We start from the raw sequence: 24394 nt of genomic DNA, 5'->3' as shown, positions 1-24394 counted from the left end.
CGCGCATCTTTCATCCGTTGCTCCGCATTCACGTAAAACCCCTTCGGGTAGCGCTGGTACAACTGATTCACCAGTCTCCTTACTCGTTCTTCTTCTAGATACCATTTCACCATGAGATCCAGCAGTAGCTTTTGCCACGACTTTCGCAAGTACTCATACGAGATGAACTCTGTTTTTCTCCACTCCTTGTTCCGGTCCAACGCTCCTTCTGTAATGAGCGAGTGGATGTGTGGGTTAAACTTTACATCACGGCCAAACGTATGAATTACCGTAATGACACCCACTTCGTATCTCTTACTTTTATTTTTTCGCCGGTGATAATACTGAATCACTTTGGCCACTTGGTTACTCAGTTCATTTAACTTACGCCGGTCTTGAAAAAACACCTTACGCAATTCCTCCGGCACTGTAAAAACCAAATGGCGGTGAGGCACATTCAAGATACGTTCCTGCTGCTTTTCTGCCCATTCATCCATATATTTTTTCCGCATCCATGACAAAAACGGCTTTTGTAGGTAAAGCAAATAAACACCGGCTCCGGCGTTCCTTTCGTACATCCCTTACATTCATATCGCGCGTAGCCCATATCCCGCGTACCACAACATATAGCCTTATTCACCGTTTCTGTAATACTGCTACGAAGTCCCTCAAGTAGGTGATGTCCGTGCATTTCCATGAATCTATGAAAGTGATCTTTTAAAATCTGACGGATGATTCCTCGTTTTTTCAACGTCTCCTGGTTTCTCACATTCATCCCCCCTCCCTTTTTTTTCGGAGTTATCCACATTTTTTTGTATTGTATAATTTCCTAAACAACAAAAAAGATGACTCCTGTACTATACAGGAATCACCTCAGTCGGTTGCTTTATGATAGTGTCGTGAGCTTACTACCTATCTTGTTGCAACCCGTTAACCCTTTACAAACGTTCCGAAATACAGGCTACTAGCTCGTTCAATTATGTGCAGCTCTTCATGTCTCGTCCATGGCTGCAGTTATCTACAGCCTTTTTCAAGCATTTATATCATCAAAGCCATCTTAAAAATAATTTAATTGACCAGCTTAAAGGTTGCATCCGCCTTCTCTAGCGTTGTAGAAATAGGCTGAATGGATAGAACATTATTGGAATGTCTGATATACCTGTCAGGATAATTGTAAGATTGGAATGATGACCATGTGCTGTCTGCCAACCCCGTTACCACCCTGAACGTTGCATCCTGTGCAAAACTACCTGTTCCATCATTTTGACTCAATGCTATATTGTAGGTGGAGTGTCTTAAATAATAGCCAGGTTTATTGACAGATTCAAAAGAAATACTTGATGGGTCGGCAAGTCCGGGAACAATCTTCCATTGCGAATCAGCAACCGGAGATACATTTGCATCGACCCGACCCACATAGTTTTGATGCCTCATGTATCTGGTCTGGAAGTTGAACGACTGAACCCGGTTATAGGCCTCTCCTGCGGGTACAAAGTTGATATTGCCGGTATAATTGCCGATAGCAAAATTCCCTGCACTTGCACTGGTTATAACATTCCCGTTGACTTTCAGATTCTCAAAGATTACATTTTGAGTTATGCGGGTGGCACTATTGCCGTAAATCTGGTTAGTACCCGTAAGGGTTCCGTTATATGAGAAGTTCCTGATCGTCACACCATTAATTCCTCGGCCTGGAGCCTTACTGTATCCTGCATTTTTGTAAGTGATGATATCGATAAACTTTTGCACGAGCACATCTTCCCAACGAATATCCGTAAATAACACATTGGTCAGCATATTCTCATCACTGGCAGTCACAGAGATGAACCCTACTGCATACAAGGGATTGTGTGTCAGGATATCAATATTTGAAAAGGTAAGCTTATCAATACGATCCGGGTTATCATAGTTTCCATGTGTTCCTACATTAATCGGATGAGCCAGGCCATTCATAAGAACAGAGTTGGTAACGCTGATATTGCTGGTGCTGCCAAAAACATTAAAATCGGGACGTGATGAATAAACAGCAATGGCATCATCACCGGTACGTATATATACATCATTAATGCTAACATCGTTTGATGCCATCATATCAATACCATCTGACCACTTTTTATAAGCGAGTAGTTTTACATTATTAATGTTAACATTGCTTGAATTCTGTAGGTCAATACCGTAACCGCCACTATTTAAATTAGCAAAGCCATTAACGATGATACCATCGATGGTAACTCCGCTTGATCGGTCAACAGAAATACCTTCTCCGCCAGGCTGGAGTAAAATACCACGGCCTCTTATTGAGATATTGGTAGTATCATCCGCATTGATTCCACCTCTGACCACAGCTCCACCAGCAAGGTACAGTGTCTTGCCGCTTGGAACTGTAATGTCCCCGCTATAATTACCAGGACCATAATAAATGACATTCGGGTCTGATGCATTAGGAATATTCGTTTCTAGTGAATTGGCAAAAATCATCAAATCGTTGTCTACATTATCATTAACATCCAAAACAAGCTTCATAGGACCGGGAACGGTAAATGTCGCCGTATTCCCACTGATACTAGGCGTAATACCCTTAGCTGAAGGACGGATTTTCACCGACGATATGGTTCCGACGTTATAAGTTACCGACATTTCTATCGGGCCGTTACTATCGAAAGTTACAAAGGAGGCAAACGAAGCTCTGCTGGGTCCCCCGATTCTAGTTTGATATTCATCCAAATCTATCCATGCTCCTCCAGGAACACGTACCTTTACACTAAAGGTTGTATCCTGTGGAACCCCTGAAGGCGCTGCATAGGTATTTAAAGTAGTTGCAGCATGAGTTTCTGCTGGATAAGATACCGACAATGTAACTAACAACATCACACATGCAATAAGAATGGACAAAAACTTTAAATTCTTTCTGCTTCTCATAGTTAACATTTTTCACTTCATCTCCTTTAATTATCTTTTTAATGAGTTTTTATTATCGTTCTACTCAAGTCCTTACTTTCGACATTTTCCAAATTCCAGCAGAAGACACTATCCGTATAGACATTTAAAGCATGCATCACCCCCTTAAATTAAGCGCTTTCAATAAATTCAGGATACAAGTGAATCTATTAGATATTCGATTGAGAAAGCTATGCTAAAGCGATTTCCTGTTCCAGAAAAGAACAGGATTAATCGCTCATTGCTTATGGGATCTTGGTGTCATGATACAATGAGTTCCAATATCCGAAAAAGTAATGCTAACGACAACACACTTTTCTCAAAACGTTCGTTAATAACTAGGCTTGAATTTTAGGCAGAATGTTCGGTCTAATTTTCAAAATGTGCATTTATCTAACGTCATTCTTGACTACAACGTTTAAGGTTACTTTCTTTAAATGCGGATTCAGTTCTTCTTCCGGCATCATGTTGAACACGATGTCGCCATCTGCCTTAAAGTGCACCCGCTTGATATGGGCATGTCTTCCAGGATCACCTAATCCGCCATTTCCCGATCCCTCTTTCTCACCAGGAGTTCTTGCGTGATATACAATCACCGGATTACCAAGTTCGTCTACGGTAAAAGAGTTGTGGCCAGGCCCTAACTGAATTGCCAAATCGTCTGTCGCCAGCACGGGATACCCGTTTTTAATCCAATTCTGTGGATCCAGAAGATTCGAACCCTCGCTTGCAGTCATTATTCCTATGCAGTAAGACCAATTAACTGAGGAAGCCGAAAATGCCAAGTAGACTGTCCCGTCGTGCTTAATAACCGCCGGTCCCTCGTCAATCATCGTATTTCCGTCTGTCGTCTTTTCCCAAGCATATTCCGGTGTGGACAGGATTACAGATTTACTGGTGAGCTCCCATGGGCGATTTGGATCAATCTTTGCGATTAACAGACAGGAGTGGCCGACATACTGAGCCCATACAACATAATGTTCTCCGCCGCTTTCAAAATAGGTCATATCCAGCGAGAAGTTGCTAAAAGCTATCATATCCTCTTCCATTGGCTCGCAATATTTCGCTTCCATATCCCAGTTCCCTGGTTTAAAAGGATCCCCATCGCCTCCGCAGGAAATAACTGACGGTCGAATCGCCCATATATCAGATTGGCTCCGGCTTGAGGTAAGGAACACATACCATTTATCTTGTATTTGATGAATCTCAGGCGCCCAGACAAAGCGGTGATTGGTATTGGACTTCTTCTCATCCCAAATTACAATCTCATGTACTTCCTCCCTGACGCTGCCATCCAGGTTAACGGTTCCGCCAAGTCCCTCCAGCGATTTCGAGCGTCGCAAAACAATCCGGTCATACCCCTCAGAGTCCTCGTCACCGTTAATGGGGTAACTTGCAGTAAAGTAATAATAGCCGTCCTTTCCCTTCGTAATATAAGGATCTGCACGATACTTGATAAAAGGGGCGGCATAAACTTCTTGCTTGACTGTTCCGTTAAAGGTGTGGACCCCGGGAGTAAGAAATTCGATATGGGTTGTGTCCCATTCAACCCCCATATGCTTCGAAGACCCGTCACTGTACCAACACTTCACTTTATCCGGGAGCGCTGCGATCTCTCCAAATCGGACGGTCACGGTCTGAGGTTCTACTGCGGTATGGACAATTCCGGAGTATTTCAAAACAACTCGCTCATACTCCACTTTCGATAATTTCAGTTCCGAAAAAGGCCCCGATACAACCGGGAAGGGGCTACGCACAAATGGCCGGCCTCTATTCTCAATTTCCGTAACTGACAATATTTCTATGAGGTTGGTGAGCGTCTCATAAAATCGGCCATTTCCTCCTGTCCAGCGGATACGGTAAGCCTGAATTTCATCATCGAATATAGCCCAGGGGTCCTTAACATCAATGCCTGTGGTGTTCAACAGCAGCAGGCGTTCATTTCGGTAGGCGATTAAATCGTCGGTATCCCAAAGATAAATCTGGCTTCCGGCGTTGTTATTTCCCGCAATCAATCCAAACGTTCCATCCGGTTTGCGAAACAGATGGGGCGACTTCATTAATCCCGAACCAATTGGATTAGCAGCATAGCTACTAACCGGGTACAGGATGGGTTTTCCACTATTGAGTAAGGTGTAGTCACTTTCACAAGTCCGCCGAACAGCGGCATACATTGCGGATTCACGCTCACCAAAAACATGATTATCATCTTCGCCCGCACCCTTGACATAGGTAAGCAGGCTGCTGTAATCGGCAAGGTCCTCTGTGCGACTGGTCACATCCTCACTTTCACCCACAACTCGGATACAGAGAGTTACCGCTCTGAACTCCGGCTTCAATTCCCGTTCCGGCGTCATATACAGAATTGGAGAACCGTCAAAGGCCCAATGCACAGTGCGCATCCCAGTGCAGCGTTCTTCTCCGTTTAGCCTGGCATGGAACACCATGACATCATTTCCGTTCTCATCTTTAATAAATGCGTTATGCCCCGGACCGAGTTGACCGGACACATGGTTGGACGCAAGCACAGGATAACCCGTTACCTTCCAGCTTCCCGGCCGCAGCAAATCAGCAGTCGCTTTGGCGGACAGAAGACCTACCGCATAGGTGTTGTCGGTGTTGCTGCCAGAGAATGTTACGTACACATCGTCATGGTGCCTGATCATATAAGGACCTTCATTTACTTCTCCCTGTCGGTCCCAGCCAAACTGCGGTTTGGCGAGGCAAATGGGGACGCTGGCAATAGAGGCCGGATTCTCGGGATTCATTGCCGCAATCATCAGATTGGCCGAATCCATTCCCTCCGCCAGGTCTCGCTGTGACCACATATAGTAATGAGTACCATTCACCTCGAAATAGGTCATATCCAAGGTGATACCAGTGCCGTTATATAACGGGACATTGGATTCCTTCTGCATAACGCGCTGTGCTTGTCCCCAATCCGAGGCACTTAGCGGATCACTGCCGACAAGCTGCATTACTCGGCACTGGACGTTTCTCCACCAATTTTCGGGCGAACTTTCTGTTGAGGCGGCAAACAGTATGGACAGCTTGTTGCCTATAAGATGAAGTTCCGGCGCCCAGAAGAGCCCTGACATATCGCCGGATGGATTCCGATTCAGAATAAGGTGATCCGGTGCGTCGGCTATCCCCTCCAGCGTATCAGAAACACGAATGTATAAACGCTCCTGCAGGTCGTCATCTGTAGCAATAAAGTAGTACTTGTTCTTATACAAGACCACATGCGGATCTGCCCGCTGAGTGATCATGGGCCAGGCATATTCCCGTATGTCGACCTTTCCTGTAATCATATAGGTTCCCGGCTGATGAAAAGGAATCGAATCAAATGCTGCTTGATCCCATTCCACCCTCTTCTCGGCAGTAGACGAATCGTTATACAGTGCAGTGAGTTTGGGCAAATGTTTAAAATCAGGCTTTGCTCTTACCCTTACCGTGAGGTCAGGAATCGGATTGACTCCGGTATTCTCCAACGGACCCAGCTTCCGGGTCAGATAATCTTTCTCCAAATCGGTAAGTTCAAAAACACACGACGCATCACCGTTATCTATAGTTACGCTTATCTCGTCACGAGGGACCGGAGAGTCATAAAGGGCGGAGAATGAAACAAAATCAGTGGTGCTGCTGACTTTCACCTCCCCGCAATCTCCCTCCCAGGAAATATAATAAGTGTCTGCCTTCCGGGTAACTTGAGGCCTAGAAATCGTCTCGTCCTCCGTGATCGTCAAGAAGCCTTTGCTTTCGTACGACACCAAATCCGTCGTCGTCCAGAACAGCAACTTACCCGGTGAAGCAGCAACGCTTACCTCTACCTGGTTATAACTACTGCTTTCTGTGCTCTGTGCCACAACGCCGATCGTTCCATCCGACATGCGGAAAATCCAGGGATTTACCAGTCCTCCGGTCACCCCAGCCTTTGAATCAGATGTATTTTCGTAATGCGCCGGGGCAAATAGTACTCCGTATCCAAAGTTCAACGAAATCAGCCTATCGCTTCCATAAAGAGCCAAATGCATACTCTGGCCAAGTTTCCACTCTTGCGAGGTGTCAGTGTATGCGATAACCTTTTTGCCTACCATCTTATTCATCCCTCCAATAACGGAATGTCATCTGACCCGCCTGAGTCCTCAACCGTGAAATAAACAAATAAATACGCTTCGAACGGCTGATTGTAGATTAGCTTACTTTGCATCTGTATCGCCTTGTATTGATAATTCGATTTCGAAATCGTCATCGCGATTACATACGAGTAGGCCATTTATGACATCAAGTCGTGCCGCCTGGATGGACGAACGGCGAGTCTCCTGGCTTTCCTTCTGACCTTCTTTGTCCGGCGTCCTGCCTGGATGGGTAAAATAGAAGATATAGGCCTTCTCTCCCTGAACTACAACATCGGCATGCATTCCGATCATGCCGTCATCCTCGCGTGTTCCCGGCTGGTCCAGGATAAGCCCATTGCGCTCCCAGGTAATCAGGTCGTCCGAACGGAACACTCCCTGACCTCTCCACTCGTCGATAATCATCCAGTAATACCCTTTTAGTTGGAACACATTCGGTCCCTCATGCTGCCGATGTGTAAGAACGGGACCGACAATTTCCCAATGGTAAAGATCCTTACTGTCGGCGGCATACGTATGCGAGCCATGTTCCTCATCCTTGTACCACATGCGGAAGCCGCCCCCTGGAAGTTCATGGATACAGGCATCGATGACGCTGTCTGAACTCAGTTCAAGATTGGATTGGAATGTCCAGTCGAGCAGGTTCTTACTAGTATAATGAACCATGTCGCGCCGATGACCCGCCCACATGATTGGCACGCCTTGGATGTAACTGACGTACATGTGGTAAACCCCGTCATGCCAATAAATTTCCGGCGCCCAGAACGTATTCCGTCCCCACTCCAGATCGAGCCCCGTTAGCGTTCCCCGGTACAGCCAGCTTTTTCCGCCATCCCGTGACGACGCCACGCCGAGATCCGTTCCATGTACCCAAGCAACCCCCTCTGCCTCTATTGTCGCCCTGCGGTTGGTATAGATCATCCACCATTCCTGTACTTCACGGTTCCACACGATGACCGGATCCGCCGCGCCGTCATGAATCGGATCGCGAAACAAGGGTGCTTTCATATCTCTTCCTCTTTTCATTATTTTTATTAAAGAAAAAAAGGTGATGCGCTAAAGGTTCCCCTCTGCATCACCCTCCTTGTTTGCCGTTATTGGATTCCCTTTTCGGCGGCAACTTTGGTCGTTTCCTCGATAGCAGCCTGCAAGCCGTTGGCATCCAGAGCTTTAATTTCTTTTTTCCACATCTCAACAGGATCGTCCTTGCCCATGACCACTTTAAACAGGCTGTTCAGAGCATCAGTGCGCAAAGTGGCGACTTTGTCTTTGGCAGGTGTAGACATGGTCATGATTTCAAAATTGATAGGCACAGGTTTCGCCGTTGTTTTAAGTTCATTATACTTGTCAATGGACATTTGGTCGTATGCCGCAAGATTCGGATCCGAGCTTACAACTTTTTGGCCTGAATAGAGAAATCCGCCGTACCAAGATGCAAGAGAACCTAAGGCATCTGTAAAAGGATATTTATCAGCCAGCGTTTGGCCTTCCGGTAGCAGCGAAACAGCTTTTCCGTTCTCCACATTATAATCCGTACCTTCAATACCGTTTTTTAGTTTTGCTGTATATTCATCGCCAATCATGTAATCAACGAGCCGTAACGCCCGATCAAACTTGGCATCACTCATTTGATTGCTGAAATAAAGTTCCGACCAGAACGGTGTCTCCGCGAACGTATACCGTTGACCGTCCGATGCCGGATACCAGTCCAAAAATCCGTAGGCATCCTTAAATTCAACATCGGGATTCGCCTTAATAAACGGTTCAATATTGGTGGCGGTAAGCTGACCGAAGAGCATGAAGGATTGCCCGTTCACAAACTTCATGGTGCCGTCGCTATCCTTTTGAATCGCGATATCCTTGTCCAACAGTCCTTCCTGATACAGAGTGCGCAATTGTTTCACTCCTTCGTACATCCGCGGGGATGCAAAAGCAGGAATCCATTTCCCGTCCTCTTTGACCCAGGATTTTTCGTTTGATTCTTCCGGGAAGCTGCCGAGGAAGGCGGTGAGCAGATACGGCTTGTTCGCCAAGGAAATTCCGGTTACTCCAGGATGTTGTGCTTGAACAGCCTTGATCATGGCGACTAATTCATCAAATGATTTTGGCGACGAGGTATACCCTGCTTGTTCAGCCCAATCCTTGCGGTAAGAAATTGGTCTGTCCATCGACCAATCACTTGAACTAGGATAGGTCATCCGCGGAATCATATAATATTTACCGTCAATCTTAAATGATTGAATGGACGGTTCCTTCATAAGTGCTTGAATGTTGGGATACGGGCTCAAATCTTCGGGCAACGGTTTAATGATCCCTTGCTTGGCCCAGGTAGTGTAAAGAGCCAGGTTACCTGCAAGATCATTTGGAAAGAGATCAGGAAGTTGGGAAGAAGCCGCCCAGACTTTCAATTTTTCGAGCCAATCATTCCAGGTAATTTGCACCGGCTCGATGGTTACATTAAACTTTTGTTGAAGATCATTGAAGACAGTGTCACTCGTATTTCCAGCAGCATTAAATGTGTCCTGAATTCCCCACAGAGCCACTTTTAGTTTTTCATTTTCAGTTACAGTATCCGTTGATGTCGATGGCGACGATGCTGTCGATTTCAAATTTTCGTTCGAAGCCCCTTCGTTCGCCCCACCACATGCCGACAAGACAGTCGTCAACAACAGTGCTGCTGCAACCGTACCCATCATTCGATTCTTTCTCATAATAATATTGAGCCTCCCTTTAACTATGTTTATCTATAACAACAATCCATAATTGTTATTATCAACCTTTGACGGAACCCAGCATGATACCCTGATTAAAGAATCGCTGTATGAAAGGATAGATGATCAAAATCGGAAGGGCGGAAATCATAATGATGGCGGCCTTCACAGACTCCCCGTAAAATCTGGACGTGCCTTGCGCCATTTGTGTAGCCGTCGCACTGTTCAGCAGAGCGCTTAGATTAGTGATCGCATTTCGTAGCACCAGTTGCAGCGGGTAATATTTAGGATCATTGATAAAGAGCATTGCGAGCCACCATTCATTCCAACGATCGACCGCATAGAACAGTGTGATTGTTGCAATAATCGGAAGCGATACTGGAACCACGACACGAATCAATACTGTAATATCGTTTGCCCCATCCAGTTTGGCCGACTCCTCCAAAGCCGGAGGAACGGTACCAAAGAAGTTTTTCATCAAAATCAGATTGAAAGCGTTAACGGCAACCGGCAGAATCATGACAAACAAATTGTTCTGCAAGTGAAGATTTTGCAAAGTAAGAAAATAAGGAATCAATCCGCCGGAGAAAAACATCGTAAAAATGATGCCGTTCAAAATCGCATTACGGCCAGGCATGGTTTTTTTTGAAATAGCATAAGCTCCTGCTGTTGTTACGATCATGCTGACAACCGTGCCCACGACTGTCACAAAAATGGATACGAGCATCCCTCTTGTCACTAACCCCTCGGCAAATAGATATTGGTATGCCGAAAAGTCAATGGAACGCGGCCAAAGAAAAATATGACCGCTGCCCCTGTCATTTAAGGTTGAGAACGAAACAATCAAAGTTTGATAGAAGGGGAATATCGCAAGTATCGCAAGTATGCCGAGCGCAAGCGCTAGAAGTACATTTGTTAGGTTTATTCTCTGTCTCATTTATAGGCCTCCCCCATCCGACATCTTATTCACAATGGCATTTGTACTGAATAAAAAGACAAAACTGATGACTGATTTCAGCAATCCTACCGTGGTGGAATAGCCAAATCCCGTCGCATCGATAAATGCGGTCTTGTATACATATGTGTCCAGAATTTCCGAATAATCAGCCACGATCGGATTGTACAAGTTGAAGATTTGATCAAACCCGCCGTTCAACAGATTGCCCACTGCCAACACCAGAAGAATGAGAGCTGCTGCTTTTACCGCTGGCCACGTGACAGCTTTTACTTTCTGGAACCGGTTAGCTCCATCCACCGTAACCGCTTCGTATAATTCCATATTGACCCCGGCGATAGCAGCCAGGTAGATGATCGCAGACCATCCGGCTTCTTTCCAAATATTCGATATAAATATAAGGGCCGTAAACAAGCCGCTATTTGACAATATTGTGTTTTTCTCAAAACCCAACAACGACAATAGTTGATTAATTACTCCTTGATCACCCAATAATCCGATTAAGATGCCACTCAGAACGATCCAACTGATAAAATGAGGAAACGTAAGGGCAGTCTGATAAAACTTTTTCAATCGTTTGAAGGGTAATTCACTCAACAGAATAGCGACAATAATCGGAACAGGGAACTCAATGAGTAACCGGCCTAATCCGATCAGGATGGTGTTTCGAAAGGCTTGATGAAAATTTTGATCAGACAATACAATGCGGAAATTTTCAAAATGATTCCATGGACTTCCCAAAATACCCTTCGAATAGTCAAATTCCTTAAAGGCAAGGAGAATTCCATACATGGGGATGTAAGAAAAGACAATAAAATAAATAATCATTGGCGCCACAAGCAAGTACAAGTACTTGTGTTTTTTCATTTCCGTCCAAAGATGCCTTTGCTGATTCAGGCCCCCGTTCGTGGAAGTCAATTGGTATGCAGATGAATCCTTCAAAAACCCTCACCTCTTTTTTGTTATGATTTAATTGTAAGCGCTTTTTATCCCGTTCTACATTAATTATCATTAGCATTATTTGCACAGGAATTATTGTTTTTTCGTAAACACATTTTGCTCCGACTAACAATTGTGCATATTTCTAAGTATGGTACATAATCACATCTGGAATTAATCCGCACAAAAAAGCCTTCAAGAATTAACTCCATATCTTACGATATGGTTGCCTCTTCTTGAAGGTCTGCTTTTTTAATAACGTTACACTTTATGAATCTCTCCGGTAAGCGCTTGGGGACATACCTTTGATACGTTTGAAAAGACGGCTAAAATAAAAATAGTCACTGTAACCGGACTTCTCTGCGATCTCGCTGATCGTCAAATCAGAATTCATTAAGAGTTCGCAAGCGTATCCAATCCTTAGATTCGTTAAGTATTCCGTAAATGTACGGCCTGTTTCTCTTTTAAATAACTGGCTTACATAATTTCCGTTAACGCTAAACATATTCGCAAGCAGCGGGATCGTAAGCTCTTCACGATAATGTTCATCAATATAGGAGCGGATAGCCATCAGCGTACGATTGCCTGCAAGCTTCTGTCCACCTTTGCCTGCCTGCCTATTCTTCACTTCAAGTAGTCCGTGCAGGTACTCAAGCATGTCCATAACGGAATGAAACGAGCTGGTTAGCTGGTCGAAAGAGTACATAAAATCTTCAAACGGCTCCTCATTCTCCTTATAAATTAACATAGAGATCATATTATATGTGTGCAGCGCATCCGGAATTTGCAGCTTGCCCCCGCTAAATTTTGCGGCCAGTTGCTCAAGATTGAAGCTCACAGCGGCGATATCATTCTCTGCAACGGCCTTCTCCAGGCCCTTCAAAGCATTCTCCTTAACAACTGCCGGCCTGAACTCAGAGATGGTGTTGGTCACAAAATATTGATATGCATGAATCTCAGCTTCTCGGATGGCTTTCTGAAGGGCAGCAAGGTCATAGAAGCGGTCGCTCCAACCAAAGCCCTTAAGGGCATCTGTATAAGGCTGATCCGTCAGCAAATTCTCGGGGATTATGTGGCCGGCGATCAACCAGGCATACTTCTCCAGCCCTATCCGGAAGGCAACCCCCCTATTCCGGGGGCCGAGTTTGCGGGTAAGCTTCCCAAGGAATACTACTATTCTCATTCCCTCCGCTGCTTGCGGATCTACACCTGCCAGACGGATTGCTTCCAGCTGATTTCTCTTATTCTCAGGCGGCTCTGCTTCAAGGAATGCCAGGAAATCCAGCTCTTGTTGTTGATGGCGTTCCAATAGTACATTCTTGGCCTTCTTAAGAAAAGGGACAATCTCCGCTTCATCAAAGGGCTTCAGGCAGTACCCGAACGCACCATAATGGATCGCCTTTTGGGCAAGGGCAAATTCAGCATAACCGCTTATAATAATCATTAGGGCAGGACAGGAAGCCTCGTTCAACTGCTTGATTAGCTCAAGACCACTGATTCCCGGCATTCGGATATCTGTAAAAATAAGATCCGGCTTGACTTCATCCAGCACATTCAATGCTTCAGCTCCGCTTAACGCATACCCGGCCACCTGGAAACCGTAGGCAGCCCAATCTATGCTGGCAATCAAGCTTTTAATTACCAGCTCTTCATCATCCACAATAAAAACGTTATACACTGAAGTCCTCCTTGTATGGCAACCGGATGACAACTTCCGTTCCCGTTCCCCATTCGCTCTTTATGATAATACCGTAGTTTTCCCCATAACGCATTTTAATCCGGTTGTTGACATTCACTAAGCCAATACCTCCCTCCCGGGCCTGCTTAGCCTCTTGCCGAGCTGTTAAGCCCGTCTGAAGCTCCAGGAGCTTATCCCTCCCGATTCCGACACCATTGTCACGGATAGCAAGGATTAACTGGCCTTCTGATGCCATTCCCGTGATTATCAAGTGACCTCTGCCCGTTTTGGGCTCAATTCCATGGAAGATGGCATTTTCAACCAGAGGCTGAAGGATCATTTTGGGAACCTGGCAGGTTAGGATCGAATCCTCGATCTGATAAGTAACTGTCAACCGGTTAACGAATCGGATCTGCTGGATGTAAATATGGCTTTGGACCAGCGTAATTTCTTCCTGCAGGGGGATGATGTCTGCAGCTTTGATGCTGTACCGGAAAACATAAGCCAGGGACTTGACCATATGGAAAATTTGCTCAGAGCCTTGCTCTACAGCCATTCCCTTGATGGATTCAAGTGTATTATACAGAAAGTGCGGGTTGATCTGGCTCTGAAGAAAAGATAATTCGGCCTGCTTCTTGACCAACTCGGCTGTGTAGAGCTTAGTATTGCTCTCCAACAGTGAATTTGTCAGCTCGTCAATTTCATCAAGCATCCGGTTAAACTGGTTTGCCATGATACTGATTTCAGCATATCCCTGCAGATGGATTCTCTTAGATAAATTATGGAGCAGGCCCAGTTTGAAATTGCTCATAAAGTTCATCAGCTTTTTCAATGGCCGTAATATATTGTTGACGACCAAATAGAACGGAAGGATCAGTAACAAGATGGAAAGAATCAGGATTAAGAAAGACCGTTCCAGAATTTCTTCGATGCCGCTTAATAATTCCTTCTTGGGCAGTATAAATATCAACTTGCCTTCAAGGTCCTGAATCATTCCCTCCTGCATAAAAGAGTCCTCTTCTTCATCCTTCATCACGGCCTGGGAATAAGGAGAACCGGGCTTTACCGTTTCATCGTTGGAAGAGAACAACTGCCCTGTTCGGTCCAGGGCGTAAAGCCGTGCTCCTTCAATTTCGGCCAGCTTATGAGGAGATCCCAGTAGGGCATTGGCTTCAACCACTATCATCAGGGTTCCAATCCGGTCCTTTCGCTCAAAATTGGTTATTGAATAAATCGGACAGCCGATAATAAAGGTGCTGCGGTTTAACCCGCCAATCACAATGTTCTGAACACCGGAATAATAGTACAGCCGCTTTTCGGGAACTTCGCTTATAAAGGGAGCCAAATTATTGATATCGCCGTTCAGATTGATTTGTGTCCCATCCGTTCCGAATAGGGCAATATCCAGAATGCCTTCCTTCATACTCATCATATCGGACATGTAATCGGTCAATTCGGAATAACGTTCGTACTTCACTAACGGATCGATTTCATTAAGATAAGCCTGTACGATGGTACGGTTGTAGGCAGTCTTCTCCAGTATTCTTTTCAGTTGATTGCTGTTGGAGGAGATGGTCTGGTTAATCTGGCTAATCATTTGTGCTAAAAAATTGCTATTCTTCTTACCTACCACTTCCGCTGCTTTGGTATAGTTCATGATTAAATTCAGAAACACAACGATCACAACCACAGCTACCAGCATCGATAGCTGAATTCCAATCCGCAGTCTTTTTAATTTCTTCACAGCGTCACAACCTTATCCTGAGACTAATTCCATTATAATCACCCTCTCCTTGTTTTAATATATTCATTATAATTATTAGCTATTTGATGGAGATTGTGCATTGAGCATTTTTTTAATACGACATATTCTTTAGGATTCCCTAGGAGAGTGCGTTATTTACCGTAATCATAATAAAAGAAGCCCGTCAGCCAGAATGGATGACAAGCTTCTTATTATTCATAATCGTTATTCTCAGAAGTGCTATTCTGTTTTTGCAACGGTACGTTTAGACCTGGTTGTTACCTGATTTTCAGAGGTCTTCCTGCCTTCCTCAATTTCCTCAAGAGGCTTTAGCTGCTTCAAACTAGCCTGCACGACTTCCATAAGATCGAGCAGATTGGGGGCCTTCTCTTCAGGAGTTGTTTTACCTTCCTTGCCTTCCATCTTATCTTTGATAGCATTCCAAAAGCGCTCTTTATATTCATCGCGATACTTCTAGGGTTTAAAATTTTCCGTTAACTGTTCAATAAGTCTTTTAGCCATATCCAGTTCCCTGCGGTCTGCTTCTCCTCATCAGGCAAGTTTGAAATTAAGGATCTGTCGCGAAACTCCTCCGCATAGAAAATCATGACTAGAGAAAGCACTCCGTCTATCCCCCCTACTGCGACCAAGCTGCTTTTCTGGCAAATCGTTACCCTGGGATGCCGTTTTTTTGTGTGTGGACTCTAGCGCACTCACAAGCAGCTTATACGCATGCTGACCGGTCTCTTCAGGAGACAGGTCATAGGAATTTGATAATAGATAGGATCAATCTCAGACAATTTCAACTGAACTCTCCGAAGCCCCTCGACTCTCTCGGACACCTATCGGGAACTCATTTTGAATTTCATGGCTTCACCCCATGTGGTGCTTGAGTAGCTAAGTACATTTAAACAATAGGCAGTTTTTTGCGGAAATCTCTAGGTTTACAACCCGTGAATTTTTCAAACATTCGCGCAAAATGCTGTGCGTCGAAATAACCGACCTTCTGGCAAATTTCGTATACTTTCAAGTCTGTATTTTCCAGCAGTTCCTTTGCTTTATCGATTCGCAGCTGGGTCAAGTAATTCAAGTAGTTGTCGCCCGTTTTCCGTTTAAACAATTGGCTCAAATAATAGGGACTGATAAAGAAACGGGCGGCCAAGTCAGCAAGACTGACCTGTTCATTGTAGTGCTGAGACACGTACAGCTTAATTTCCGAGATAATATCTTTTCTATGGGATAAATGATGCTCCACCTTGAAACTGATGATTCCCCGAATGACTTGGATCATCCACTCCTCCAAATACTCAAGCGTCCTAAACCGCGAGAAGCCATCTAAAGACAGAATATGTCTGCCTACCAGCTCGTTCTGCTGCAGCTGCTGGAATGACAGCTTCCGAATACTTGACAGAAGAATGTTTAAACACCACAGCTGGAGATCTGCCGGGGACATTCCTGGCTCAGCTGTCATTCCCCGGAAAATCTCGTGGATTATATTCACACACTCTTCCTCATCCATGTTATCAAGTGCAGCTTCCAGCTTGGATATAACTTCTTCAGGCACCGGATAACTGCGGTCTGTTATTTTTATAATCTCATTAAAGGAGATTACAGGATCTCCTCCCTTAATAACCTTGTAGCTTAATGCATTTCGCGCTTCTTCAAAGGACTTACATATCCCGGTCGCTTGCTTATACACTCTACCCATTCCTATGCTGATCTGCAGATTCAGCTCCCGGTAGGCCGCCTTTTTCAGCTCCTGAATCACATGAAGCAACCGATTGTGCATAATATTGCTGTTGTGTGCAATCACAATGGCGATTTGCGGGCCGAAGTACCGGAAGCGGTAAACTTGATGGTAACTTTTCAAAGTCCGGTCTATCAGATGCAGCAATGGCTGAAAACCAATCTCCTTCAGCGCATCAGTGCTCCCCTCAATTTCAATCAGTATAGAATTGAACCATATACCTGCTGTTGGAATTAGTGCACCGTGAAGCAGTTCGTCTACCAAACGGGTCTGATCATTTCCGATATCAAGAATATCCCGTAAGGTTTCTTCCTGAATTCGGCTATTCATTGCATGCTTTAATTCGTTTAATCCCTGTAGCTCGATCTTCTCTGCACGAATACGATCCGCGACCTGATTCACACTGTCGCGCAGCTCTTTTTCCTCAACTGGCTTGTTAATGTAGAACTGTACTCCAAGCTTCATCCCTCTTCGGGCATACTCAAAATCTGCATATCCACTTAACAGAATATATTTCGTCTGAACGTTTGTTTCTTCCAGCATTTTGATCATATCGAGACCATCTGCTTTGGGCATACGGATATCCGTTATTGCAATATCGGGACGAAGCTTTTGTATCATTTCGAATCCGTCCAGCCCGTTATAAGCTTCGCCGACCACCTTACATTCTGGAAGATAGCGGCCTATGATCTTTTTAAGCCCTTCCACAATACCTTTCTCATCATCTATAATTACTACTTTCATACCAATCTCCTCCTGCTGTCTTTTCAAATCCTCGGTATCAGAATTTCAATCGTTGTCCCCTCCGCAACACTGGGTAAGATGGTTAAATAGTAGCGGTCACCGTAATGAAGTTTAATACGTTCCGCAATATTTAACAGCCCCAAGCCTTTTCCAGTTTGTTCAACGTTGAACTCCAGCTTATATTTATACACATCCGCTCCGTTCAAAAGCGAGTTCAGCTCTGATTGCTTGTCCATACTCATGCCAGCTCCGTTATCCATAATCCGGAACAACATTTCTCCCTGTTCCGTCCAGCTGCCCTCGATCCTAATGTCCAGCATACGGCTATAGTCTTCAAAACCGTGATTTATGCTGTTTTCAACGATCGGCTGAAAGACCAGGGGGATGATGCTGCACTCCAGCATTTCATCAGGTATTTCAAGCTCAAGCCGGAACATCTGATCGAAACGGATATTCTGAAGCTGCAAATAGTTTGCGGTGTATTCCAGCTCATGCTTAACGGAATGCTGCTTGCCTTCCTTGGCTAAGACCAGCCGGAACATGCGTGCCAGAATTTTAATCATCTCAGCAGTCTCATCATCATCCTTCATCAAGGCTTTCATACGTATAGACTCTAAGGTATTATAGAGCATATGAGGATTGATCTGATTCTGGAGAGCCATGAACTTTGCCTGCCGCTGTTTGATTTCCCCGATATACACATCCTCGATTAACGTACGGATTGTTGTAATCATTTTATTATAGCTGTGCACCAGGCTTCCAATTTCATCATTTGCCTGCTCCTTGTCTATAGCCAGATATTGGCCGACTTCCGCCTGTTTCATACTTCTTCGAAGCGCTTTTATAGGCTTTGTAATGGTATAACTTAAGCCAAACGAGAACAGCGTGATAACCAGACAGCTCATCAGAATGACAACGACCGTCATCACTTTAATTTGATTAATCTTTTGTAAAAGCCTTGAGCGGGGGATGTCAGTTTTAATTAAAAGCTCACCTTGGGAGGTCCTTCCCAATAACACAATATGATCCTTGATTTCGTTACTCTTGATGTAGCTGGCGCTTGAGTCCAGAACCTCCTTCCAGGATAACTTTCCGCTGGCAGCATCAGAATGATAGACTATTTGTTGATTAAGATTAGTAATAACCACACTTATACCGTACTTGTCCCGAGCCAGAATGAACTCATGATCAAGCTGTAGCAGGGTAAAGGGATCCAAATCGATTAGCAGCATGCCTGCATAAGCTCCACTCGAGTTGAACAGCACTCTTCCCGCTGTCACCACAGCTCCATCCCCTTTATCCTCATAGTAGGAACGGTCATGCAATCCGGTAATGAAGAAGGTTTCATTCGAATCCCGCAGCCCTTTATACCATTCCTGGGCCAGTAGCATGTTCTCATTCACTTTGTTCGTTGAACTGCTGAACTGATACACACTGTCCTCTCTGCTGACCAGCATCACCGTGCTCATCTCGGATTTGAGCAATGCGACCCGCATCAGCAAACGCTGAACAGCAAGTCTTTGATTAACCAATTCATCAAAAGGCAGGTTCTTCGTATCGCCGAGGCTGTAAATGATATCGTTATCTACAAGTACTGACTTTGTTACTTCCTCGTATTCTTTTAGAAACTCATTCAAAGTGCTCCTTATTTGCGAGGTATACAGAGAAGCAAATTCCTGAGAAGAATCCTCTAGCCCCTTTGCGGATTGCTGAAATATGAATGCGCTTACAGATAATAGCGGGATAACGCAGACCAACACATATCCGAGCATTAATTTGTTTTGCAGCTTCATATTTCTTATTCGTGAAATAAACTTCTTTGCAACCCGTTCCACTCTATATCCAATCCTTCCATAGTTTAAGTCACTTCAACATTATCATACATGAAAACACACTATAAGGAGTTAATGACTTTTGGAATTCAACAATAAAGGAGTCGATCTGTATCAAAATATATTAACCACATTCACTTTCCATACACAAGAAAGTGAACGTGGTTAAGTATTTGTCTATTTGAAATAATCCAACGTGCCGGAGCGATGCAGGTCAGACTTCTATCCACCCGTTAGATATCACTTTTTTATACCAGTAAAAGCTGTCTTTAGGGGTACGTATTAACGAAAGGAAATCCACATGAATCAGACCGAAACGCCTATTATAACCATCCGCCCATTCAAAATTATCCATTAAGGACCAGGCCATATATCCTTTAACTGGGACGCCCGCCTCGATAGCCCGGCTTAACTGGGTCAGATGCTTGCTCAGGTATGCAATCCGCTTGGCATCCTCAACTTTCCCCTGGATCGGATCGCCATCATAACAGGCTCCATTCTCTGTGATATAGATGGGTATGGCTCCATAGCGGTCTTTAATATGGACCAGTACTTTAAATAAACCTGTGGGATAAATCGGCCAGTTAAAGTCCGTCCGGTCATATCCCTCATCAATATCCTCAAGCTCAAATAATCCGTTATTTTTCTTGTAACGTCCCAAAGAGCCTGTATAATAGTTGATTCCAAGAAAGTCGATTGGTTGCTTAATCTCTTCCATATCCCCTTGACGGATATTCACCTTCGCTCCCACAGCCTCAAAAGCTTCAGTCATAAATTCTGGATATTCGCCTTTAAAAAGTGGGTCCATAAACCATTCGACCATCCAGCCTATTCTCCGGCGGCATGCATCCATATCCTCTTGCTTAGAGCTAAAAGGTTCTCGCCAGCTTACATTCGGAGCATAGCCGATTTGCCCGAGAATCTCCAGCTTGCGGAACATCTTTACTGTTCTGCCGTGAGCGACCATGAGATGATGGGCAACATCAAGCGCACTTTGCAGATTTTTTTCTCCGGGAGCCAGGTCTCCAATGTAGTGGGCTTTGAAGGAGATACACCAAGGCTCATTGAAGGTAGTCCAGTATTTAATTTTGTGCTGAAACTGCCTAAACATTTCTTCGGCATACCGGGTAAAAGCATTAATAGTCTCCCGGTTCTTCCAGCCCCCTATATCCTGCAGCGCTTGAGGAAGATCCCAATGATAGAGGGTGCAAAAAGGTACAATTCCGTTCTCAAGCAACTTGTCCACCAGACGGTGATAGTATTCCAGCCCCTCCTTGTTCAGTTCCCCCGTTCCATCAGGAATAACTCTGGACCAGGAGATAGAAAACCGGTAGGTACGCAGCCCGAGTTCTTTCATATAAGCAATATCTTCCTCATACCGATGGTAGCTGTCACAAGCGACATCCCCGTTGTCACCGTTACTGATATTTCCGGGGGTATGCGCATAGGTATCCCAGATAGATGGGCCGCGGCCCCCCTCATTCCAAGCTCCTTCTACCTGATAAGCTGCTGTTGCGGCCCCCCAATAGAAATCTTCAGGAAACTGTATTAATGACAATCTGCTCACTCGCTTTCCTTATAGATAAAATAATCAAAATCTGCCTGGCACCGGGTGCCGCTTAAGTCCTGTACACACATGCCTACGAATGTACCAGTAAAGCGCAGAGGCTCCGCAGCTTCATCCGAAAGATGCAAAATATTGATCTCCCCGCCAATGGCACACCAGCAGCCCGCTTCAATTGCATAATAGAACTGTAGGCAGTCACGATTGACAATAGCCTTTAAGTAGACCGGACGGGAATCCGGCAGCTGCAAATCCGCTTCGAGCAGCTCATCGTATACCCCATGCTTGGATTGGATAATCCCAATTACTCTCCCTTGCTGCTCAAGATGGGTAATCCTTAAATACACATAATCTTCTGTGTTGTAATACAGGATCAGGCCGGCCATTTGCTGAAAGCTCACAGGTTCAAATTCGATGACCGTCTCGGCTTCCATGCACAAGGACTGCTGACGACGGGCAACCAGGCTTTGTCTGTGACATGAGCTTAAGGACTCCATTCCCTTTAATCGCAGAAAGCCTTGCCGCTCACCGAGTGAGAGCCAGCCCGAATTGGGCGGAATCCGCAGGGTGTTCCACTGGTTAGCCAATTCAGGTGTGTCGAAGTCATCTATCTCCGGTTCCTGCTCAAACAGATGAAGTGGCAAGACTGGGGCCTGTACCGTAGTATAAGGAGAATTGTCTCCCCCCTCCAAACGGAGCCACTCTTCCTCATCCCAGTAACATTTTTGCAGTGCTGTCTCCCTGCCCAATATACAATGATGACCGTCCACCGGTCTTGCGCAAAGATGAGCCATATACCATTCACCATTTTGAGTTTCAACTAAGGATGCATGCCCTGCCTTTTGCAGTGACAGACCGGGTTTGCCACTGCTGGTCAGCACCGGATTCAGCGGATTCACTTCGTAAGGGCCATGAAGACAAGCGGATCGCGCGACAGTAACCGCATGCTGATACCGGGTTCCGCCTTCTGCAGTAATCAGGTAGTAGTAGCCACCCCGCTTATACACATGTGGGCCTTCTGTAAATCCTAATTCTGTTCCTTTAAAGATGGTTATAACCGGACCCACTAGTCTTTGCTCCGCCTGCGAATATTCCTGAATGACAATGCCTCCGAACTTGTTCTTTCCCTTCCGGAAATCCCATATCATGTTGAGCAGCCATTTCCGGCCGTCATCATCATGAAATAACGAAGGGTCAAAGCCACTGCTGTTCAGATATACCGGTTCCGACCACGGACCTTCTATGTTTGCTGCTGTTACCAGGTAGTTGTGCGTGTCCTTAAAGGCGCCTTTGTGGGATTTAACATCTGTATATATCAGATAGAAGAGACCGTTATCAAAAGTCAGGCAAGGTGCCCAGACACCGTCGGAATCTCCATTCCCGGACATTGATAATTGTGAAATCCGATCCAATGGCCGTTTCAGCAATCTCCAGTGAATGAGATCCCTGGAATGGTGGATTTGAACTCCCGGAAACCACTCGAAAGTAGAAGTGGCTATATAGTAATCGTCTCCTACACGTAAAATAGACGGATCAGGGTTGAATCCGCGCAATACAGGATTGATAATGCTGTTCATTGGCTTCCTCCTGTCATAGGGTTCGCTTAAACCGCTTGTTTCACAACGCCTTCGGTAATCCCCGATTCATTGAACGCATCCACTCGGACATATACCGGCTGGCCTTGGATCAAGGCCTTGATGGTAACCTGATGGCTACCGAGTACCATGTAACTATGATACAGTTTATCTGGCGCAAATCCCCACAACACATTGTATCCAACCGCATAATCCCGATCCCAGGATACGGAAAGATCAAGCTCACTCAAAAGTTCGGTACGGACACCGCTCACCTCACCAGGAAGTTCGCCCGCGCTGATTCCGAAAATACGGAGACCGGAAATACAAGCCTGCTGGTTATAAGGAAGCTTTCGCACCGTACAGCGTATATATCTGGCTTTCACTTTGCCTTCCAGTATAATGAAGTCATGCGGCAAATCGGAATCCGCTTCCGATTTGTCGGTAAGCATGAAATACGTTTCACCGTCCAAAGAGCCTTCCAGCACCCATCTTGTGCATTGACGGGTTTCATCGATAAATCTACCTTTATGCATCACCGAACCTGCAGGAAGCGGAAACTCCAACTGATCGTCAGCAAAATTGATTTGGATGGCGGCGATGCCACAGGGCTGCTGCAGATCGACTTCCAGCCATTGTCCGGGAGTGGAAGATGCCGCCTTCCACCATGTCTGTACATTCTCATTGGTTGCCAGTGAAGCCTCATATCCTGCTGCGCAGGAGGAGGCGTTGGCGGGCTTCCCGTAGGAGAGCAGCATCCACTCCGGGGCTTTCCAAGGGTCCATCGCCGTTTGTTCGATGCTATAAGGCCAATCTCCGTAACGTTGGTTGCAGAACAGTTCTCCGTCCGCATCGAAGCCTGCCGGCCACAGTCCCACCCGCCGTTCAAAAATATGATTCACACTAATTCTCATCGTTGAAGCATGCCATAGATTTCCGTACTTGTCTTTCATGGTCGATCCGTGTCCTGCCCCGGGAATAAATCCACCCGGCTTGTACGAGAACGGGTTATTTGCCGCTAACGTAAATGGCCCCAAGGGTTGGTCCGAAATGTAGACGCCGTCGGAATAAATATTGTTCTCCGTGGCCGGGGAAGCATACTGTAGATAATACTTGCCATCATGCTTATCCATCCAAGCTCCTTCAATATAAGGAGCGTTGCCGAACTTAATTCTAAGAGCATTCATTTGTTCTTCCTTCAGGTCGGGAATCATACTTCCATAGCTTACAACCAATTCTTCAATTTGTTCGGGTGTCTTAGCCATGTGATTCTCGCCAACTCTTTCATAGCCATGGACAACGGGTTGGCCAAAAATAAGCTCCTGCGTCTCACTCTTCAGCTTCATGTTCTCAGGATTAAGCTCCACTCCATAAATCGGCGTCAGATTAGAGCATCCCCAATAGAAGTAAATCCTTCCGTCATCATCCATGAACAGGTTAGGATCCCAGAAAGGAAATGTTCCTTTAATTTCTTCAAAACCTTCGTGAATCGGATCTTTCGTTCTGTAAAAAGAACAAACTCTTGACTTGTTGGACGCGGAGAAATAAAGATATTCACCGATCACCCGTACATCCGGAGCATAGTCATAAATCGGCACATGCTCTAACGAATGAAAGGACCAGCCGGTCAAATTGTCGCTTACCAGAAAGCCCGCCGTCATAGAAGGAAACAGATAGTATTTTCCGTGAAAGAGCACCAGGGAAGGGTCCGCCCCTTCCCTGTGGGCTATTATTTTGCCGCTTTCATCGGTGAGCTGATATTTGTATTCCATGTTAAGCGGATTGCATACGTACATGTTTATAAATCTCCCTTCCCTTCGTTACGTTGAATTGCCGCCTCCCCTATTTCATAGT

General features: G+C 45.3%; 16 protein-coding genes. All 16 read right to left on the bottom strand.

Annotation, left to right across the window (positions count from 1 at the left end):
- Nucleotides 1–476 (bottom strand): transposase (locus tag QW71_RS13710; protein ID WP_160311805.1); only part of this gene is annotated, 476 nt, incomplete at its 3' end.
- The gene (locus QW71_RS42190; protein WP_373604763.1) at nucleotides 437–754 is read right to left on the bottom strand and encodes a transposase zinc-binding domain-containing protein; all 318 of its coding nucleotides are present in this window, start codon (nucleotides 752–754) and stop codon (nucleotides 437–439) included. The genes QW71_RS13710 and QW71_RS42190, both read right to left, overlap by 40 nt.
- Nucleotides 755–1047: 293 nt before the next feature.
- Nucleotides 1048–2907, bottom strand: coding sequence for an AbfB domain-containing protein (locus QW71_RS13705; protein ID WP_083442542.1), 1860 nt, complete (start codon nucleotides 2905–2907; stop codon nucleotides 1048–1050).
- 398 nt (nucleotides 2908–3305) lie between these two features.
- Nucleotides 3306–7013 carry a family 43 glycosylhydrolase gene (locus QW71_RS13700; RefSeq protein WP_039298835.1) on the bottom strand — a complete coding sequence of 1236 codons (3708 nt, stop codon included), beginning with the start codon at nucleotides 7011–7013 and terminating at the stop codon, nucleotides 3306–3308.
- Between the two features lie 102 nt (nucleotides 7014–7115).
- Nucleotides 7116–8060: a glycosyl hydrolase gene (locus QW71_RS13695; protein ID WP_039298834.1), complete on the bottom strand. Its 945-nt coding sequence runs from the start codon at nucleotides 8058–8060 to the stop codon at nucleotides 7116–7118.
- Nucleotides 8061–8146: 86 nt separating this feature from the next.
- Nucleotides 8147–9763 (bottom strand): extracellular solute-binding protein, encoded by a 1617-nt coding sequence (locus QW71_RS13690; RefSeq protein WP_083442540.1) that lies wholly within the window; start codon nucleotides 9761–9763, stop codon nucleotides 8147–8149.
- Nucleotides 9764–9824: 61 nt separating this feature from the next.
- Nucleotides 9825–10700 carry a carbohydrate ABC transporter permease gene (locus QW71_RS13685; RefSeq protein WP_039298828.1) on the bottom strand — a complete coding sequence of 292 codons (876 nt, stop codon included), beginning with the start codon at nucleotides 10698–10700 and terminating at the stop codon, nucleotides 9825–9827.
- Nucleotides 10701–11660: a sugar ABC transporter permease gene (locus QW71_RS13680; RefSeq protein ID WP_235441457.1), complete on the bottom strand. Its 960-nt coding sequence runs from the start codon at nucleotides 11658–11660 to the stop codon at nucleotides 10701–10703.
- Nucleotides 11661–11925: 265 nt separating this feature from the next.
- Nucleotides 11926–13335 (bottom strand): helix-turn-helix domain-containing protein, encoded by a 1410-nt coding sequence (locus QW71_RS13675; protein WP_039298825.1) that lies wholly within the window; start codon nucleotides 13333–13335, stop codon nucleotides 11926–11928.
- Nucleotides 13328–15079, bottom strand: coding sequence for a sensor histidine kinase (locus QW71_RS13670; RefSeq protein ID WP_039298823.1), 1752 nt, complete (start codon nucleotides 15077–15079; stop codon nucleotides 13328–13330). Before QW71_RS13670 ends, QW71_RS13675 begins: the two co-directional genes overlap by 8 nt.
- Before the next feature lie 240 nt (nucleotides 15080–15319).
- Nucleotides 15320–15502: a hypothetical protein gene (locus QW71_RS13665; RefSeq protein WP_039298820.1), complete on the bottom strand. Its 183-nt coding sequence runs from the start codon at nucleotides 15500–15502 to the stop codon at nucleotides 15320–15322.
- A gap of 484 nt (nucleotides 15503–15986) precedes the next feature.
- Entirely contained in the window at nucleotides 15987–17570 is a 1584-nt protein-coding gene (locus QW71_RS13660; RefSeq protein ID WP_039298817.1) for a response regulator, read from the bottom strand.
- Nucleotides 17571–17593: 23 nt separating this feature from the next.
- Nucleotides 17594–19207 (bottom strand): sensor histidine kinase, encoded by a 1614-nt coding sequence (locus tag QW71_RS13655; RefSeq protein ID WP_306766036.1) that lies wholly within the window; start codon nucleotides 19205–19207, stop codon nucleotides 17594–17596.
- A 409-nt stretch (nucleotides 19208–19616) separates the two neighbouring features.
- Nucleotides 19617–20960: a GH1 family beta-glucosidase gene (locus QW71_RS13650; RefSeq protein WP_039298844.1), complete on the bottom strand. Its 1344-nt coding sequence runs from the start codon at nucleotides 20958–20960 to the stop codon at nucleotides 19617–19619.
- 5 nt (nucleotides 20961–20965) lie between these two features.
- Complete coding sequence (locus QW71_RS13645; protein WP_039298814.1) at nucleotides 20966–22543, bottom strand: glycoside hydrolase family 43 protein; 1578 nt, start codon at nucleotides 22541–22543, stop codon at nucleotides 20966–20968.
- 26 nt (nucleotides 22544–22569) lie between these two features.
- On the bottom strand, nucleotides 22570–24336 hold the full coding sequence (locus QW71_RS13640) for a family 43 glycosylhydrolase (RefSeq protein WP_039298811.1): 1767 nt from the start codon (nucleotides 24334–24336) through the stop codon (nucleotides 22570–22572).
- Nucleotides 24337–24394 lie beyond the last annotated feature (58 nt).

Source organism: Paenibacillus sp. IHB B 3415 (assembly GCF_000802655.2).
GTDB lineage: Bacteria > Bacillota > Bacilli > Paenibacillales > Paenibacillaceae > Paenibacillus_AQ > Paenibacillus_AQ phytohabitans.
The sequence above is the reverse complement of the archived record's forward strand: the minus strand, read 5'-3'. Positions and strand labels throughout refer to the sequence as shown.

Bases quoted from the DNA above. Each gene is read 5' to 3' on its own strand.
- QW71_RS42190 (WP_373604763.1), bottom strand. From the start codon at position 754: ATGAATGTGAGAAACCAGGAGACGTTGAAAAAACGAGGAATCATCCGT.
- QW71_RS13705 (WP_083442542.1), bottom strand. From the start codon at position 2,907: ATGTTAACTATGAGAAGCAGAAAGAATTTAAAGTTTTTGTCCATTCTT.
- QW71_RS13700 (WP_039298835.1), bottom strand. From the start codon at position 7,013: ATGGTAGGCAAAAAGGTTATCGCATACACTGACACCTCGCAAGAGTGG.
- QW71_RS13695 (WP_039298834.1), bottom strand. From the start codon at position 8,060: ATGAAAGCACCCTTGTTTCGCGATCCGATTCATGACGGCGCGGCGGAT.
- QW71_RS13690 (WP_083442540.1), bottom strand. From the start codon at position 9,763: ATGAGAAAGAATCGAATGATGGGTACGGTTGCAGCAGCACTGTTGTTG.
- QW71_RS13685 (WP_039298828.1), bottom strand. From the start codon at position 10,700: ATGAGACAGAGAATAAACCTAACAAATGTACTTCTAGCGCTTGCGCTC.
- QW71_RS13665 (WP_039298820.1), bottom strand. From the start codon at position 15,502: ATGGAAGGCAAGGAAGGTAAAACAACTCCTGAAGAGAAGGCCCCCAAT.
- QW71_RS13660 (WP_039298817.1), bottom strand. From the start codon at position 17,570: ATGAAAGTAGTAATTATAGATGATGAGAAAGGTATTGTGGAAGGGCTT.
- QW71_RS13645 (WP_039298814.1), bottom strand. From the start codon at position 22,543: ATGAACAGCATTATCAATCCTGTATTGCGCGGATTCAACCCTGATCCG.
- QW71_RS13640 (WP_039298811.1), bottom strand. From the start codon at position 24,336: ATGTACGTATGCAATCCGCTTAACATGGAATACAAATATCAGCTCACC.